Source organism: Empedobacter sp. UBA3239, from assembly GCF_002362875.1.
GTDB classification, from domain to species: domain Bacteria; phylum Bacteroidota; class Bacteroidia; order Flavobacteriales; family Weeksellaceae; genus Empedobacter; species Empedobacter falsenii_B.
In genome coordinates, this window is sequence record NZ_DEVJ01000011.1 from 1 (window position 1) to 13,930 (window position 13,930).

A 13,930-nucleotide genomic window follows, 5' to 3' on the forward strand; every position below is an offset into this window, starting at 1 on the left:
ACAAGGGGAAGATTACAATAAGTTCACAAGGCATAGAGAAAGATTAAGATATTAAAACGAAAAAGGTTAGTGAATTCACTAACCTTTTTCGTTTTATATTTTTTTAATTTTTCTTTCGATATAGGTATTAAAATTTTTTCCATCCATTGAAATTTCAAAAGCTGTGTTAACTTCATTATTTTCGAGTAGCGAGTAAATCAATCTAAATATGGGTTGATTGGGTTTTGTTTCACTCAGAAATGTAATCGTTTTTTCGGGATAAGTAATCGAATAATTGATAACATGACCTTCGTTATCAAAATAAATAGCTTTCGATAAATTTTTATTTTCATCTAAATAAACAACCAATAAATCATCATATACTGTCATTTTTTTAGAATCTCGCGAAGGATACCCGGAACGACTTTTTCTAAAAATTACATTTTGATCTATTGATATTCAAAAGAAAAAGTTCCTTTTCCTTCGCCAGGTTTTCCAATACCAATTCTTCCCCAATTTCCAATTAACCAACCCCAGTTATTATTCGTTTGTGCGAATGCACAATTAGTAATATTTAGAAATAAAGTTTGGGTAATTAATCTTTTATAAATAATTTATATATCGTGTGTTATTTGTATTGCATAAAACAAACTTCGATTATTTCATCTTCATAATTACAGTTGCTAATTTCAACCGGAATATTATTAACACCAGATTGAACAGTTTATATAGCTGAATTTTTTGTGTAAATTTTTGAAGAATTCTTAAATTTAAATTAAAAAATACCTTTTTCATTCATCATTCCTCGATTGTTGATAGTAACTATATATTTACAATCACTCAATGTGTTATTTCAATTTGTTACATCTATTATAAAAGAACAAGAATAGTGTTTAATGTCATCATCTTGCCACAAACAAGATTGAAAACTTTTTAATTAAACGAAAAACTAAATTTTATATACCTCATTAACATTGATTTGAGTTGTAAATAAACCGTAATTTACAAAAACAATTTCTTTTTTTATCTTATCAATTGTTCCAACACTAGACGAACCATGAATTTTGACACGATCACCAACTTTCAACGCATCAATTTTTTTCTGAGTAGCTGCTTTTTCTTTCTTTTCGATTACTTCTTTTTGTTGAGAAATTGTTTCTGAATTTTCTTTTAACTCGCGTTTAACTTCTTTCTCTACAATTTTTTCAATTTTCTTTAATTGCTGAACTTCTTTCGTCTTTTTCGAATTTTCCATTTCAATTAATTTTAAGAAATTCGAAATCATTTGTTTTTTATTCTTAGTTTTTAGATAAGAATCTGCCATGTCCGAAATACGTTCTCCAAGCTTCAAACGTTTTTGCTCGCGATCATATAATTGCTGAAAATCATATAGTTTTTGCTGAATTTTTTCATTCGTTTGCTCTAATTTTTCGTTGTGCTCAAGATTTGTTTCGCGCAACTCTTCAACATGATCTTTTGTTTTCTGAATTTCAAATTTTTCTTGTTGAAGTTTTAAAATAGTTTTATCCAAACTCACTTTTTCACGTTCAACTTTTTTCTTCGCACGATTAATCAAACGAAACGGAATTTTATTTTTCTCTGCAACCTCAAATGTAAACGAACTTCCGGCTTGTCCAATTTCTAAACGATAAAGCGGTTCCAAACTTTTTTTATCGAACAACATACATGCGTTGATCGCTTCTGGCAAACTTTCTGCACTCAATTTGATATTGGTATAATGCGTCGTAAAAACACCGAAAGAATTACGTTCATAAAATTCTTCAAAGAAAACTTCGGCCAAAGCTCCACCCAATTCTGGATCAGAACCTGTCCCAAATTCATCAACTAACAATAATGTTTTATCATCAGCATTTTTCAAGAAATACGACATTTGTTTTAGACGATAACTGTATGTTGATAAGTGATTTTCAATGGATTGATTATCTCCAATATCTGTGAAAATTTGATTAAAGAATCCAAATTGACTTTCATCTTTTACAGGAACTAAAAGACCGCTCTGGATCATAATTTGAAGCAAACCAATCGTTTTTAACGTAATTGATTTTCCTCCAGCATTTGGACCAGAAATAATGATAATTCGACAATCTTCGTTAATTTCTAAACTCTGCGGAATCGTTTTTTGAGCTTTTCTTTTATTGTTTAAGAATAAAACAGGATGATAAGCATCGACTAATTTTATAATTCGATTCTCAGAAAGTTGAGGTAAAATTCCATTAATCAAAAAAGCATAATTTGCTTTCGCTTGTGTAAAATCGATGTATTCTAAAAACGTTTGATATTCTTCAAGATTTGGTTTGTATTCTGCAATTTGAGCAGTTAAATCTAACAAAATCTGAATCACCAAATGTTTTTCTTCTTCTTTTAATTCTTCCCATTCGCGACGAGGATTTTGTACACTTTCTGGCTCAATAAAAGTAATCGAACCAGTTTTTGAAGTCCCTAAAAATTGCCCTTTCACACGTTTTCTCAAAGCCGATTTAACAGCCAAAACACGACGATTTCCAACAACGGATTCGCGAATGTCATCCAAATAATCGGAATGATAAGACATCGATTTATTGAACAATTCGGTAATTCGTCCATTCAAATGACGCAAACGATCGCGTACAATTTTCAGTTCTGGACTTGCATCGTCTTTGATTTCTCCAAATTTATTGAATACTTGATCGATTAATTTTACGATATTTTTTTCGTAAGTAATCGTTGACGCCTTCTCAAACAAAACAGGTGCATATTCGTTGAAAGCTGTCAAATATTTCAAGATTTCTTTCACTTGAAGCGTATTCGCCTTGATTTTGAAGAATTCTTCTGCAGGCAAATAATAGTTTTCGATTTCTAATCGGCTTAGATTTTCATCTAAAATATAATATTCTGAAAACGGAAAACGATTTCCCGTCTCGAAACTTGTTAAATATTCGTTTGTCGTTTGTAGATCTTGTACCAAAAGTTGGTGATCTTGGTAAGGTTTTAAGTTAAAAATAAACGCTTCAACCTTTTCTGTATAAGCAAATTCTGCGATTTCTTTTTGAACCGCATTAAATTCTAAATCTTTTAAAGTTTGTTCTGATATTTGCATTAACGCAAAATTACGGATAAAATTTCGACAAATTCAAAATCATGAAATACTTTGAAATCTGTGATTTTTTTATGATTGATCAAAATGGATGACATTAATTTTGACCTTATTGATATACGTCATTTGATCTGGATTTGTATTTGTTCTGCTACTTCTGAAAACTGATTTTTTCGTTTCATTTGGTTTTAAATCAATTGTTAAAGTTTCAGAATTGATTGTAGGATTTGGATTTTTAAATTCAAAAGTTAATTTAACTGTTAAGGCAAAATCCTTGTTTTTATTCTTCACCTCCGTATTTATTACATATGTTGTGTCAGAATTATATGTCAAATCTGTATTCAAAACATTTATATTATTTTCAATTTTTCGACCCAAATCATAACGATCATCATTAACAATATCAATACAAGAATTCAGTATAAAAAAGGGAATTAGGTAAAGAAACTTTTTCATAGAGGTTAAAAATTGGTTAATTTTGTTTCTGTATAAATATATAAAAATGGATGTGAAATTAGATGCTTCTTGGAAAGAAGTTTTAAAGAATGAATTTGAAAAGGATTACTTTAAAATATTGACAGATTTTGTACGAAATGAGTATATAACAAAAACAATATATCCTCCCGCATCCAAAATATTTTCTGCATTAGATTATACGCCTTTTGATGATGTTAAAGTGGTTTTGATTGGTCAAGATCCTTATCATGGGATTGGACAAGCAAATGGTTTGTCTTTTTCGGTTGTCGATGGAATTAAATTACCTCCAAGTTTGCAAAATATTTATAAAGAGTTGAATGATGATTTAGGAATAAGAATTTCTACTTCTGGAAATTTGGAAACATGGGCTAAACAAGGTGTATTATTATTAAATGCAACTTTGACTGTTGAAGCTTCTAAGGCAGGTTCGCACCAGAAAAAAGGCTGGGAAATATTTACAGATGCTGTAATACAGAAGCTTTCTGATCAAAAAGAAAACCTTGTTTTTATACTTTGGGGAACTTACGCTCAAAAAAAGGGAGCAAAAATTGACCGAAATAAACACTTTGTTATAGAATCTGCTCATCCTTCTCCATTAGGAGCTTACAGAGGTTTTTGGGGGAGTAAACCTTTTTCGAAAACAAATGACTTTTTGAAAAGTAAGAACTTACAACCTATAAATTGGGAAATCAAAAACAAATAATTTACATCGTCATAATTTTTTGTAAATAAGAATTAATAGCTGTTGGATTGTTTACGTTTATATAAGGAACTTTTTCAGTTATTTTATCTTTTAGAACAGCATATGTTGCCGCAAAAATGGTAATATTTGGAAGATTTTTCTTGATTGATTCGAGATAAATTGCAAGAGAAAAAGAGTCATAATTTTTAGAGATGTAAATAAAAATATGTGTAATTTGAGTATTCTCAATACATTCTAAAATAGAATTTAAACTTTGATTTTCGCCTAAATAAATTCCTTTTTCGTTATTAATTTTTAAAAGAAGATAAGTATAAATTAATTCTAAATCTTCATTTTCTTGTTTAGGTAAAAAGAAAAGCCATTTGCGAGAATTTTAATCTAAATATGGAATTGATTTAATCAAATAAAAAAGAAGTTTCCTAATTAGATTTTTAGAAAAGGAAATAACTGATTCTTGAATAGTATACTTTTCCAGAATGATAGACATTTTACTAAAAAAAGGCAAAACTATATCTATACAATATTTTTCGATTCCAATTTTATTGAAACAAAGTGTAAGAATAGTGTCAAAAAAACGTGTATCATACGAAAAACAAGAACAGATTAATAATTCAATAATAGGTTCATAACTTTTGTTTTTTTGGATATAATTTTGAATTTCAAATTTGGATATAACTTGTATTTCAGAAAGTGATTTTACACTTAAATTTTCTACTGTATTTTTTTTTGTTTAATTCACTTAAAAAAGATATAATAATAAATTTCTTTAAATGATCATGATTAAATAGTGAATTTTTATCAATCTTATCTTCGTTAAACAATTTGAACTTTTTATTCCATAAAACAATCATTTGTTCATCTTGTCTTGAAGGGTCTGATAGATTTTTTAGAGAATAAGGATTCATAAGTAGAATTCTAAATAGTTCTCTTTAAAGTTAATAATATATTGTATATAAATCAATATAAAATATGGTGATTTATTAATAAAACTTCAATATTTTACTGAATATGATAATTTCATCAGCACTAAAAACATTGAAATTTATGTTATCTTAGCAAGAGTCATAAAAATCAAAATCACAAATAAATGTCACAAATTACTCAAGAAGAAAAGAAAGAAAAGTTTGTACATCCAATACAAGAAGTATACACTCCCAAAAATAAAGTGCGAATTGTAACAGCAGCGGCTTTGTTTGATGGGCACGACGCATCGATTAATATTATGCGTCGCATTATTCAGGCAACGGGTTGCGAGGTAATCCATTTAGGTCACGATAAATCTGTTGAAGATGTTGTAAATACAGCGATTCAGGAAGATGCAAATGCAATTGCAATGACATCTTACCAAGGAGGGCACAACGAATATTTCAAATATATGTACGATTTGCTTCAAGAAAAAGGAGCAGGTCACATCCGCATTGTAGGTGGAGGTGGAGGTGTAATTTTGCCGTCAGAGATTAAAGAATTGATGGATTATGGAATTACACGTTTATACTCTCCTGATGATGGTAGAGAATTAGGTTTGCAAGGAATGATTAATGATATGGTAGAGAAAGCAGATTTTCCGACAGGGTCATTAGAATTACCAGAAGGAAAAGATGTGTATCAATCATTAGAAGATAAAGACATCACGACGATTGCGAGATTAATTTCGTTGGCTGAAAATCGTGAAGTAGATTTTTTAAAAGCATTTGATTTTGATAAAGTAGCTGATAAATCTGCACCAGTTTTAGGAATTACGGGAACTGGTGGAGCAGGAAAATCGTCGATGGTTGATGAATTAGTGCGTCGTTTCTTGATTGATTTTCCAGAAAAATCGATCGCTTTGGTTTCTGTCGATCCATCAAAAAAGAAAACGGGTGGCGCTTTGTTAGGCGATCGTATTCGTATGAATTCTATCAACAATCCTCGTGTCTATATGCGTTCGTTGGCAACTCGTCAATCAAATTTAGCGTTATCGAAATATGTAGAGGAAGCAATTCAGGTGTTGAAAGCGGCGAAATATGATTTAATTATTTTAGAAACCTCTGGAATTGGTCAGTCAGATACCGAAATTTTAGATCATTCTGATGCTTCATTGTACATTATGACGCCAGAGTTTGGTGCTGCAACGCAATTGGAAAAGATTGATATGTTAGATTTTGCTGACATTGTTGCGATTAACAAATTCGATAAACGTGGTGCGTTAGATGCTTTGCGCGATGTAAAAAAACAATACCAACGCAATCATAATTTGTGGGATGTAAATCCTGATGAAATGCCTGTTTTTGGAACGATTGCTTCTCAATTTAACGATCCAGGAACTAATCAATTATACAAATCAATCATTGATAAAGTAGTAGAAAAAACAGGTGCAGATTTGAAATCATCTTTTCAAATTACAAAAGAAATGTCTGAAAAGATTTTTGTTATTCCACCGTCAAGAACGCGTTATTTATCAGAGATTGCAGAGAATAATCGTGGATATGATGTTCGTGCAAATGCGCAGAGAGATGTTGCGCAAAAACTATATGGTTTCTTTAAAACAATTGAAACACTTTCTGGAAAAACACCAACGATTTCTCAACATGGAATCGAGATTTCTGGAATTGATAATGCTGATTTGGTTAAAGTTCTTTTAGCTGAATTTGATAAATTAAAAATGAATTTAGATCCTTTCAACTGGGAAGTAATCACGACTTGGGATGAAAAGGTAAATAAATATAAAAATCCGGTTTATACATTTAAAGTGCGTGATAAAGAAATTAAAATTCAGACACATTCAGAGTCTTTATCGCATTTACAAATCCCTAAAATTGCATTGCCAAAGTACGAAGCTTGGGGCGATATTTTGCATTGGGTTTTACAAGAAAACGTACCGGGTGAGTTTCCATTTACTTCAGGATTATATCCATTTAAACGTGAAGGTGAGGATCCAACGCGTATGTTTGCAGGAGAAGGTGGGCCAGAGCGTACCAATCGTCGTTTCCATTATGTTTCGAAAGGAATGCCTGCAAAGCGTTTGTCTACGGCGTTTGATTCGGTAACTTTGTATGGAAATGATCCAGGTTATCGTCCTGATATTTACGGGAAAATTGGTAATGCCGGAGTTTCGATTTGTTGTTTAGATGATGCGAAGAAATTATATTCTGGTTTCGATTTATCACATCCAGCAACTTCGGTTTCGATGACGATTAATGGACCAGCACCTATGTTGTTAGGTTTCTTTATGAATGCCGCAATTGATCAAAATTGTGAAAAATACATCAAAGAAAATGGTTTAGAAGCAGAAACTGAAGCAAAAATCAAAGCTATTTACGAAGATAAAGGTTTGGAAAGACCACGATATAACGACGATTTACCAGAAGGAAATGATGGTTTAGGGTTAATGCTTTTGGGTGTAACTGGTGATCAGGTTTTACCTGCAGAAGTTTATGCTGAAATTAAGAAAAATACGTTAGCTCAGGTTCGTGGAACTGTTCAGGCAGATATTTTAAAAGAAGACCAAGCACAAAATACGTGTATTTTCTCAACAGAATTTGCATTGCGTTTAATGGGCGATGTGCAAGAATATTTCATCAATCAAAATGTACGTAATTTTTATTCGGTTTCTATTTCGGGTTACCATATTGCTGAAGCAGGAGCAAATCCTATTACGCAGTTAGCGTTTACGTTAGCTAATGGATTTACGTATGTTGAGTATTATTTATCTCGCGGAATGGATATCAATGCGTTTGGGCCAAACTTATCGTTTTTCTTCTCCAATGGTATCGATCCAGAATATTCAGTAATTGGTCGTGTAGCGCGTAAAATTTGGGCAAAAGCCTTGAAAAATAAATACGGAGCTAACGAACGTGCACAAATGTTGAAATACCATATTCAGACTTCGGGTCGATCGTTACACGCGCAAGAAATTGATTTCAATGATATTCGTACAACATTGCAAGCTTTATATGCGATTTACGACAACTGTAACTCGTTACATACCAATGCGTACGATGAAGCAATTACAACGCCAACAGAAGAATCGGTTCGCCGTGCAATGGCTATTCAGTTGATTATCAATAAAGAATTAGGTTTGGCGAAGAACGAAAATCCAATTCAAGGGTCGTTCATTATCGAAGAATTAACAGATTTAGTTGAAGAAGCAGTTTTACAAGAATTTGATCGTATTACAGAGCGTGGAGGCGTTTTAGGAGCGATGGAAACGATGTATCAACGTTCTAAAATTCAGGAAGAATCATTGTATTACGAAACATTGAAACACAACGGAACGTTCCCAATTATTGGTGTAAATACGTTCTTAAGTTCAAAAGGTTCTCCAACCGTGGTGCCTGCGGAGGTAATTCGTGCGACAGAGGAAGAAAAACAATTCCAAATTCACACTAAAGAAAATTTGAATAAAATTAATGAACAACAAGTTGAAAGTGCATTGGATGATGCGCAACAAGCAGCTGTTAACAACCAAAATATTTTTGAAGTTTTGATGGAAGCTACCAAAGTTTGTTCGTTAGGGCAAATTACTTCTGCCTTGTTCGAAGTAGGTGGACAGTACCGTAGAAATATGTAAGAAATATAATTTTTTAATATTGTTTTTAAGCCTTGTCTTTCGACAAGGCTTATTTATTTTTAATTAATTTGTAAATTTCAAACATGAAAGATTTCCTACTCAAAAAAGATATACAAATTTCTGCAAAACGATATTTTATCGATGCAATGGGCGCAATGGCTTATGGCTTATTCGCGACTTTATTGGTTGGTACAATTTTGAAAACCATTGGTGAAGAGTTAAATGTTTCTTTTTTAACTGATATTGTTTGGCCAGTTGCAAATCAAGCGACAGGACCTGCGATAGCATTAGCTATTGCCTATAGTTTACGAGCACCTCAATTGGTATTATTTTCGTCAGCAGTAGTAGGAATTGCAGCATATCAATTAGGTGGACCTTTAGGAGTTTTTATATCGACAATTGTAGCGGTTGAGGTAGGAAAAATGGTTGCAGGCGAAACCCGAATAGATATTGTCATTACACCGATTATTACTGTTTTGGTTGGAGTAATCTTAGCACAAATCATTGGTCCTTCTGTTCAACAAATGATGAAATGGATTGGTGAAATAATTATATTATCAACAGATTCAAATCCTTTGATAATGGGAGTTGTAATTGCTGTAATTGTCGGTATGGTTTTGACTTTACCAATTTCATCAGCTGCTTTGTGTCTAATGTTAGAATTAAACGGTTTAGCAGCTGGAGCTGCAACAATAGGTTGTTGTGCACAAATGATTGGTTTTGCAACAATTAGTTTTAAAGATAATGGTTTGAAAGGTGTTTTAGCACAAGGATTAGGAACAAGTATGTTGCAAGTACCTAATATTTATAAAAATTGGAAAATATGGATTCCTCCAACTTTATCTTCGGCGATTATTGGTCCAATTGCAATTATTTATTTCAATATGGAAAATACAGCTTTAGAATCGGGGATGGGGTCTTGCGGTTTAGTTGGACAAATCGGAACTTTCAATGCTATGAAATCTAAATATGATACTTCATATATTCTAACTTCTATTTTGATTTTACAAATCATTGCTCCAGCAATTATTTCATATTTAGTTTACATTTTTATGAAAAAGAAAAACTGGATAAAAGACGGAGATATGAAGTTGGGTTAAACATTAAAATAATAAAGAATCCCTTTCTTTAATAATACAATTAAGAAAGAGATTCTAACTATTAAAGACATATTAAATGAAAAGATTTTTACTGCTTTTTGATAATTGTATTGTTGTTTCCCTCAATTATTTGAGGTAATTTACCATTTTTAGATAAAGCTTTACGATAATATAATGTATTTCCTTCGCCAGCTAATTCAGCAGAAGTTAATCCATTAACAGCTATTGTATTATTTGTTCCCATGATCTCAACTTTGGTACAATCTCCTTTCAAATTGATCAAATGTCCACTTCCACCAACTTCTACTTTTTGTCCCTTACAATCTAATGTTAGTTTTTTATTATTTCCATCAATTTCTATCTGCGCAAAAGAAAGGTGACTAATAAATAACATTGTAACAGCACATAATAATTTATTCATTTTCATTGTGATTTATTTTTTGGTTACTTTTTTAGAAATCAAGAATCGTGCACTTTCAATTAATAAAATCTAACTTTACAAAAATTTAACAGAATGACTTTAGTTAAGCTAAAACAATTGTTTTTAGATAAATTGCAATTACTATATGATAAAGAAGAAGCTTCTAATATTTTCATGATTTATGTAGAAGATAAGTTGAATCTTGATTTATCTAGTCGAGATGAAATTGAATTAACGACTGAAATTTTATCAGATTTAGAGCAATTAAAAAAAGGTCAACCGATACAGCATATTACTGGAAAAGCTTTTTTCTATAATGATTTCTTTTTTGTGAATGAGAATACATTAATTCCTCGTCCAGAAACGGAAGAATTGGTCGAATTAATTAGAAATGATTATGCTCAAAATCAAGATATTTCTATGATTGATTTAGGGACAGGAACAGGATGTATTCCTATTTCGTTGGCAAAATTATTTCCAAATGCAAAAGTTTCTGCATTAGATATTTCTGAAAATGCTTTGAAAATAGCACAATTAAATGCTGAAACTTTAAAAGTTAATATTAATTTTTATCACAATAATTTACTGGAGGATATTCAATTAAACCAGAAATTTGATGTAATTATTTCAAATCCACCTTATATCCGAAATCTTGAAAAAGAAGAAATGCATCAAAATGTTTTGAATTTTGAACCTCATTTGGCGCTTTTTGTTGAAAATGATGATGCTTTAATTTTTTATGAAAGAGTAATAGATTTTGCTAAAAATCATTTGAAAGAGAATGGAAAAATTTATTGCGAAATCAATCAATATTTGGGAGAAGAAACAAAACAATTATTCCAAAAGTTTTATCAAAATGTAATCATTCACAAAGATATTTCTGGAAATGATCGTATGTTAAGTGCTTCTAATCAATAATTATTTATAAAAATCTTGTTTTATTTTCTGAAAAGATTTAATTTTAATTCAATAATCGTTCGCAATTTGGTATTAAAATTGTTAGAATTGATTCTATTATTAAAACAATTAAATAAACAACTATGAAAAAATTATTTGTATTAGTGGCAGTTGCTTCATTATCATTTGCTACTTCTTGTAAACAAGAAACTTCAAAAACAACTGAAACTAATGTAACTGTAGATTCATTGGTGAACGATTCTACGGCTGTTATCAAAGAAACGACAACTACAACAACTACATTATCAGAAACTGATGCAAAAGCGAAAGTAGATGAAGCAAAAAAAGCTTTAGATGAAGCAAAAGCGAAAGGTGATAAAGCTGCAACAGAAGCTGCGCAAAAAGCTTATGACGATGCTAATAAAGCGTGGATTGATGCAAAAGCTGCTGTAAATAATGCTGCTCAAGATGTGAAAGATGGAGTGAATAATGCTGTAGATAAAGTAGATGCAAAATCTAATCAAGCAAAAGCTGATATTAATGCGGCTGCAAAAGATGTGAAAGCAGAAGCGAAAGAAGCTGGAGAAAAAGCAAAAGAAGGATATAACAATACGTTAGATAAATTAAAAGCGAAATAATTTCAAAATAATTATTGCTAACTTAGCCTTGAGAAATCTCAAGGCTATTTTTTATGTTAAATTTTAGAGAAGCAACAAAGACGGATGCGTTATCTATTGCAAAATTGATGATGTTAGCAATGAATAAAATCGTTTATGATTTTATCGGAAAAACAGATTATGAAGAAGGAGTTAACTTCTTGAAAAAATTAATTGAACAAGAAGAAAATCAATATAGTTATCAAAATACAGTTGTTGTAGAATATGATAAGCAATTTGCTGGAACAACAACTTTTTATGATGGAGGAAAATTTGAAGAACTTCGAAAACCTGTTTTAGAATTATTGAAAAATGATTATAACCAAATTATTCATCCACAAGATGAAACACAAGCAGGTGAAATATATATTGACACAATTGCAGTTTCTGAAGATTTTAGAGGAAAAGGAATAGGTTCTAAAATATTGGATTATTTGATTGATGAAATAGGAAATAAGCAAGGCAAAACATTAGGTTTATTGGTTGATTTTACAAACCCGAATGCTAAGAAATTGTACGAAAGAAAAGGTTTTGAAGTGGTTGGAGAAAAAATGTTGATGAACGAAAATCATGAACATATGCAATACAAACCAAAACAATAGATAATAAAAAAGAGCTTTCAGAAAAGCTCTTTTTTTATTTCATCACTCCTAATTGAGTTAAGATTTTTTCTTCGTAAGGATCGATTGTAAATTGTTCAAATTTCACAAAATTTTTTCCATCTTTTAAGTAACCTAATTGATAATTTTGACGAATAATAGCTTGATTTTCGAAACTTTCTAAAATTGGTAATTCAGAAATTGGACCTAAAATTTGTTCGTTTTTTGTTGAAATTAAACCAAAATGCATCAAATAATTCTCTTTTGATAAGAAATATGGAAAATAAGCTAATATATCTGGACGCTCAATTTTTAGTGAAGTAGCTTCTCCAAAAGTGGCAAAATTTTGATCAACTGGCATTAAATATTCGTATTGATAATCTATAATTAACTGATTATTTTTATCAATCATTCCCCATTTTCTATCTTTTTCAACTCCAGCTAAACCAGCTCTAAAATCTGTACAACCATCATATTCGAACGGAATCACAACTTGATTTAATAAATCAATAAACCCCCATTTTCCATCTTTTTTTACAGCACAAATATTTTCAATAAAATCACTTGTTAAATCATATTCGAACGGAATCAAAATTTGGTTAGATTTTGTTATAATTCCCCACTTATTATCTTTTTGTGCGCTGTAGGCATTAACAGTTGTAAGTACAAGTTTTTGATATTCGAACGGAATAATTACATTTCCTTCTTTATCTATTAAACCAAATTGATTATCAATAGATATTGGTGCCAAATTATTGCGATCGAAAACAGTTAAATCTTCAAATGTTGTTGTTTCTTTGTGAACAAAATTGTCAAACTGGTCTGTATCTTTTGGTGATATTTTAGTCATAATTCTATAATTCGACGTAAAATTAATTAATCAAAAATTAATAGTTTGTATATAAATTTTAAAATATCCAATTTTAAACACTTTTTGTAAATTAAATTCTTTATTTTGTAGGAAAGGTTAAATATGACCTATGAATGTTTATATTAAATTATTTTTACTGAACTATTTTAAAGAGTAGTTTTCTTAAAGCTCAACAAGATGGTATAAACATTATTAATTTAATGACTACGATAAATAAAGACTATTCTTTTAAGAAATATGGAAAATTTCGAATAATGGAATACATCAAAATATAATATATTATGGAGGAAAGTTGACAAATTATTCCAACAAAAAAAGTCAGACTTTATTTCTTGATTAATATTTTGCTCCATCAAAAACATCAGTAAATTTATATAATTTACCGAATAAAATCAATACAAATGTACAATTAGGGAATTTAGAAGGTAACGGAACTAGTTTCAATAATGTGATTGTAACATTCAAAGGATCTGATGTACAAACCTTATCACAAGGTGATTATACACTAATTTTGTTATTGAAAGAAAAATAATCTGTTTCTATTTTGAACTATAAAGTTTTTGTAATCTTCCCCTTGTTAAGAA

General features: G+C 30.4%; 11 protein-coding genes. 6 read left to right on the forward strand and 5 right to left on the reverse strand.

Going from position 1 to position 13,930, the window contains the following annotated elements:
- Nucleotides 1–93: 93 nt before the first annotated feature.
- From B4G36_RS01175 to B4G36_RS01185, 3 genes are all read right to left on the reverse strand, one after another.
- Nucleotides 94–369, reverse strand: a complete 276-nt coding sequence (locus tag B4G36_RS01175) for a hypothetical protein (RefSeq protein WP_291061361.1) — start codon at nt 367–369, stop codon at nt 94–96.
- Between the two features lie 559 nt (nt 370–928).
- Nucleotides 929–3,076 (reverse strand): endonuclease MutS2, encoded by a 2,148-nt coding sequence (locus B4G36_RS01180; protein ID WP_291061362.1) that lies wholly within the window; start codon nt 3,074–3,076, stop codon nt 929–931.
- Nucleotides 3,077–3,145: 69 nt separating this feature from the next.
- On the reverse strand, nt 3,146–3,529 hold the full coding sequence (locus tag B4G36_RS01185) for a hypothetical protein (RefSeq protein WP_291061364.1): 384 nt from the start codon (nt 3,527–3,529) through the stop codon (nt 3,146–3,148).
- A 46-nt stretch (nt 3,530–3,575) separates the two neighbouring features.
- Here B4G36_RS01185 and B4G36_RS01190 point away from each other — a divergent pair, with 46 nt between their 5' ends.
- The 3 genes from B4G36_RS01190 to B4G36_RS01200 all read left to right on the forward strand — a co-directional run bounded on the left by B4G36_RS01190 (nt 3,576) and on the right by B4G36_RS01200 (nt 9,902).
- Nucleotides 3,576–4,253, forward strand: coding sequence for a uracil-DNA glycosylase (locus tag B4G36_RS01190; protein WP_291061366.1), 678 nt, complete (start codon nt 3,576–3,578; stop codon nt 4,251–4,253).
- A 1,087-nt stretch (nt 4,254–5,340) separates the two neighbouring features.
- Nucleotides 5,341–8,802, forward strand: a complete 3,462-nt coding sequence (locus B4G36_RS01195; protein WP_291061368.1) for a methylmalonyl-CoA mutase family protein — start codon at nt 5,341–5,343, stop codon at nt 8,800–8,802.
- Nucleotides 8,803–8,885: 83 nt separating this feature from the next.
- The gene (locus B4G36_RS01200; protein WP_291061370.1) at nt 8,886–9,902 is read left to right on the forward strand and encodes a PTS transporter subunit IIC; all 1,017 of its coding nucleotides are present in this window, start codon (nt 8,886–8,888) and stop codon (nt 9,900–9,902) included.
- A gap of 88 nt (nt 9,903–9,990) precedes the next feature.
- Here the strand turns inward: B4G36_RS01200 and B4G36_RS01205 are convergent, their stop codons facing one another.
- Nucleotides 9,991–10,329, reverse strand: coding sequence for a DUF3060 domain-containing protein (locus tag B4G36_RS01205; protein ID WP_291061372.1), 339 nt, complete (start codon nt 10,327–10,329; stop codon nt 9,991–9,993).
- Nucleotides 10,330–10,416: 87 nt separating this feature from the next.
- Between B4G36_RS01205 and prmC the strand changes: the two genes are divergently transcribed.
- From prmC to B4G36_RS01220, 3 genes are all read left to right on the forward strand, one after another.
- Entirely contained in the window at nt 10,417–11,241 is an 825-nt protein-coding gene (prmC, locus tag B4G36_RS01210; protein WP_291061374.1) for a peptide chain release factor N(5)-glutamine methyltransferase, read from the forward strand.
- 122 nt (nt 11,242–11,363) lie between these two features.
- Complete coding sequence (locus tag B4G36_RS01215; RefSeq protein WP_291061376.1) at nt 11,364–11,858, forward strand: hypothetical protein; 495 nt, start codon at nt 11,364–11,366, stop codon at nt 11,856–11,858.
- A 53-nt stretch (nt 11,859–11,911) separates the two neighbouring features.
- A complete protein-coding gene (locus tag B4G36_RS01220) occupies nt 11,912–12,478 on the forward strand; it encodes a GNAT family N-acetyltransferase (protein ID WP_291061378.1) in 567 nt (188 codons plus the stop codon).
- 34 nt (nt 12,479–12,512) lie between these two features.
- Here B4G36_RS01220 and B4G36_RS01225 read toward each other — a convergent pair whose 3' ends face one another.
- Nucleotides 12,513–13,325, reverse strand: a complete 813-nt coding sequence (locus B4G36_RS01225) for a WG repeat-containing protein (RefSeq protein WP_291061380.1) — start codon at nt 13,323–13,325, stop codon at nt 12,513–12,515.
- Between the last annotated feature and the right edge of the window lie 605 nt (nt 13,326–13,930).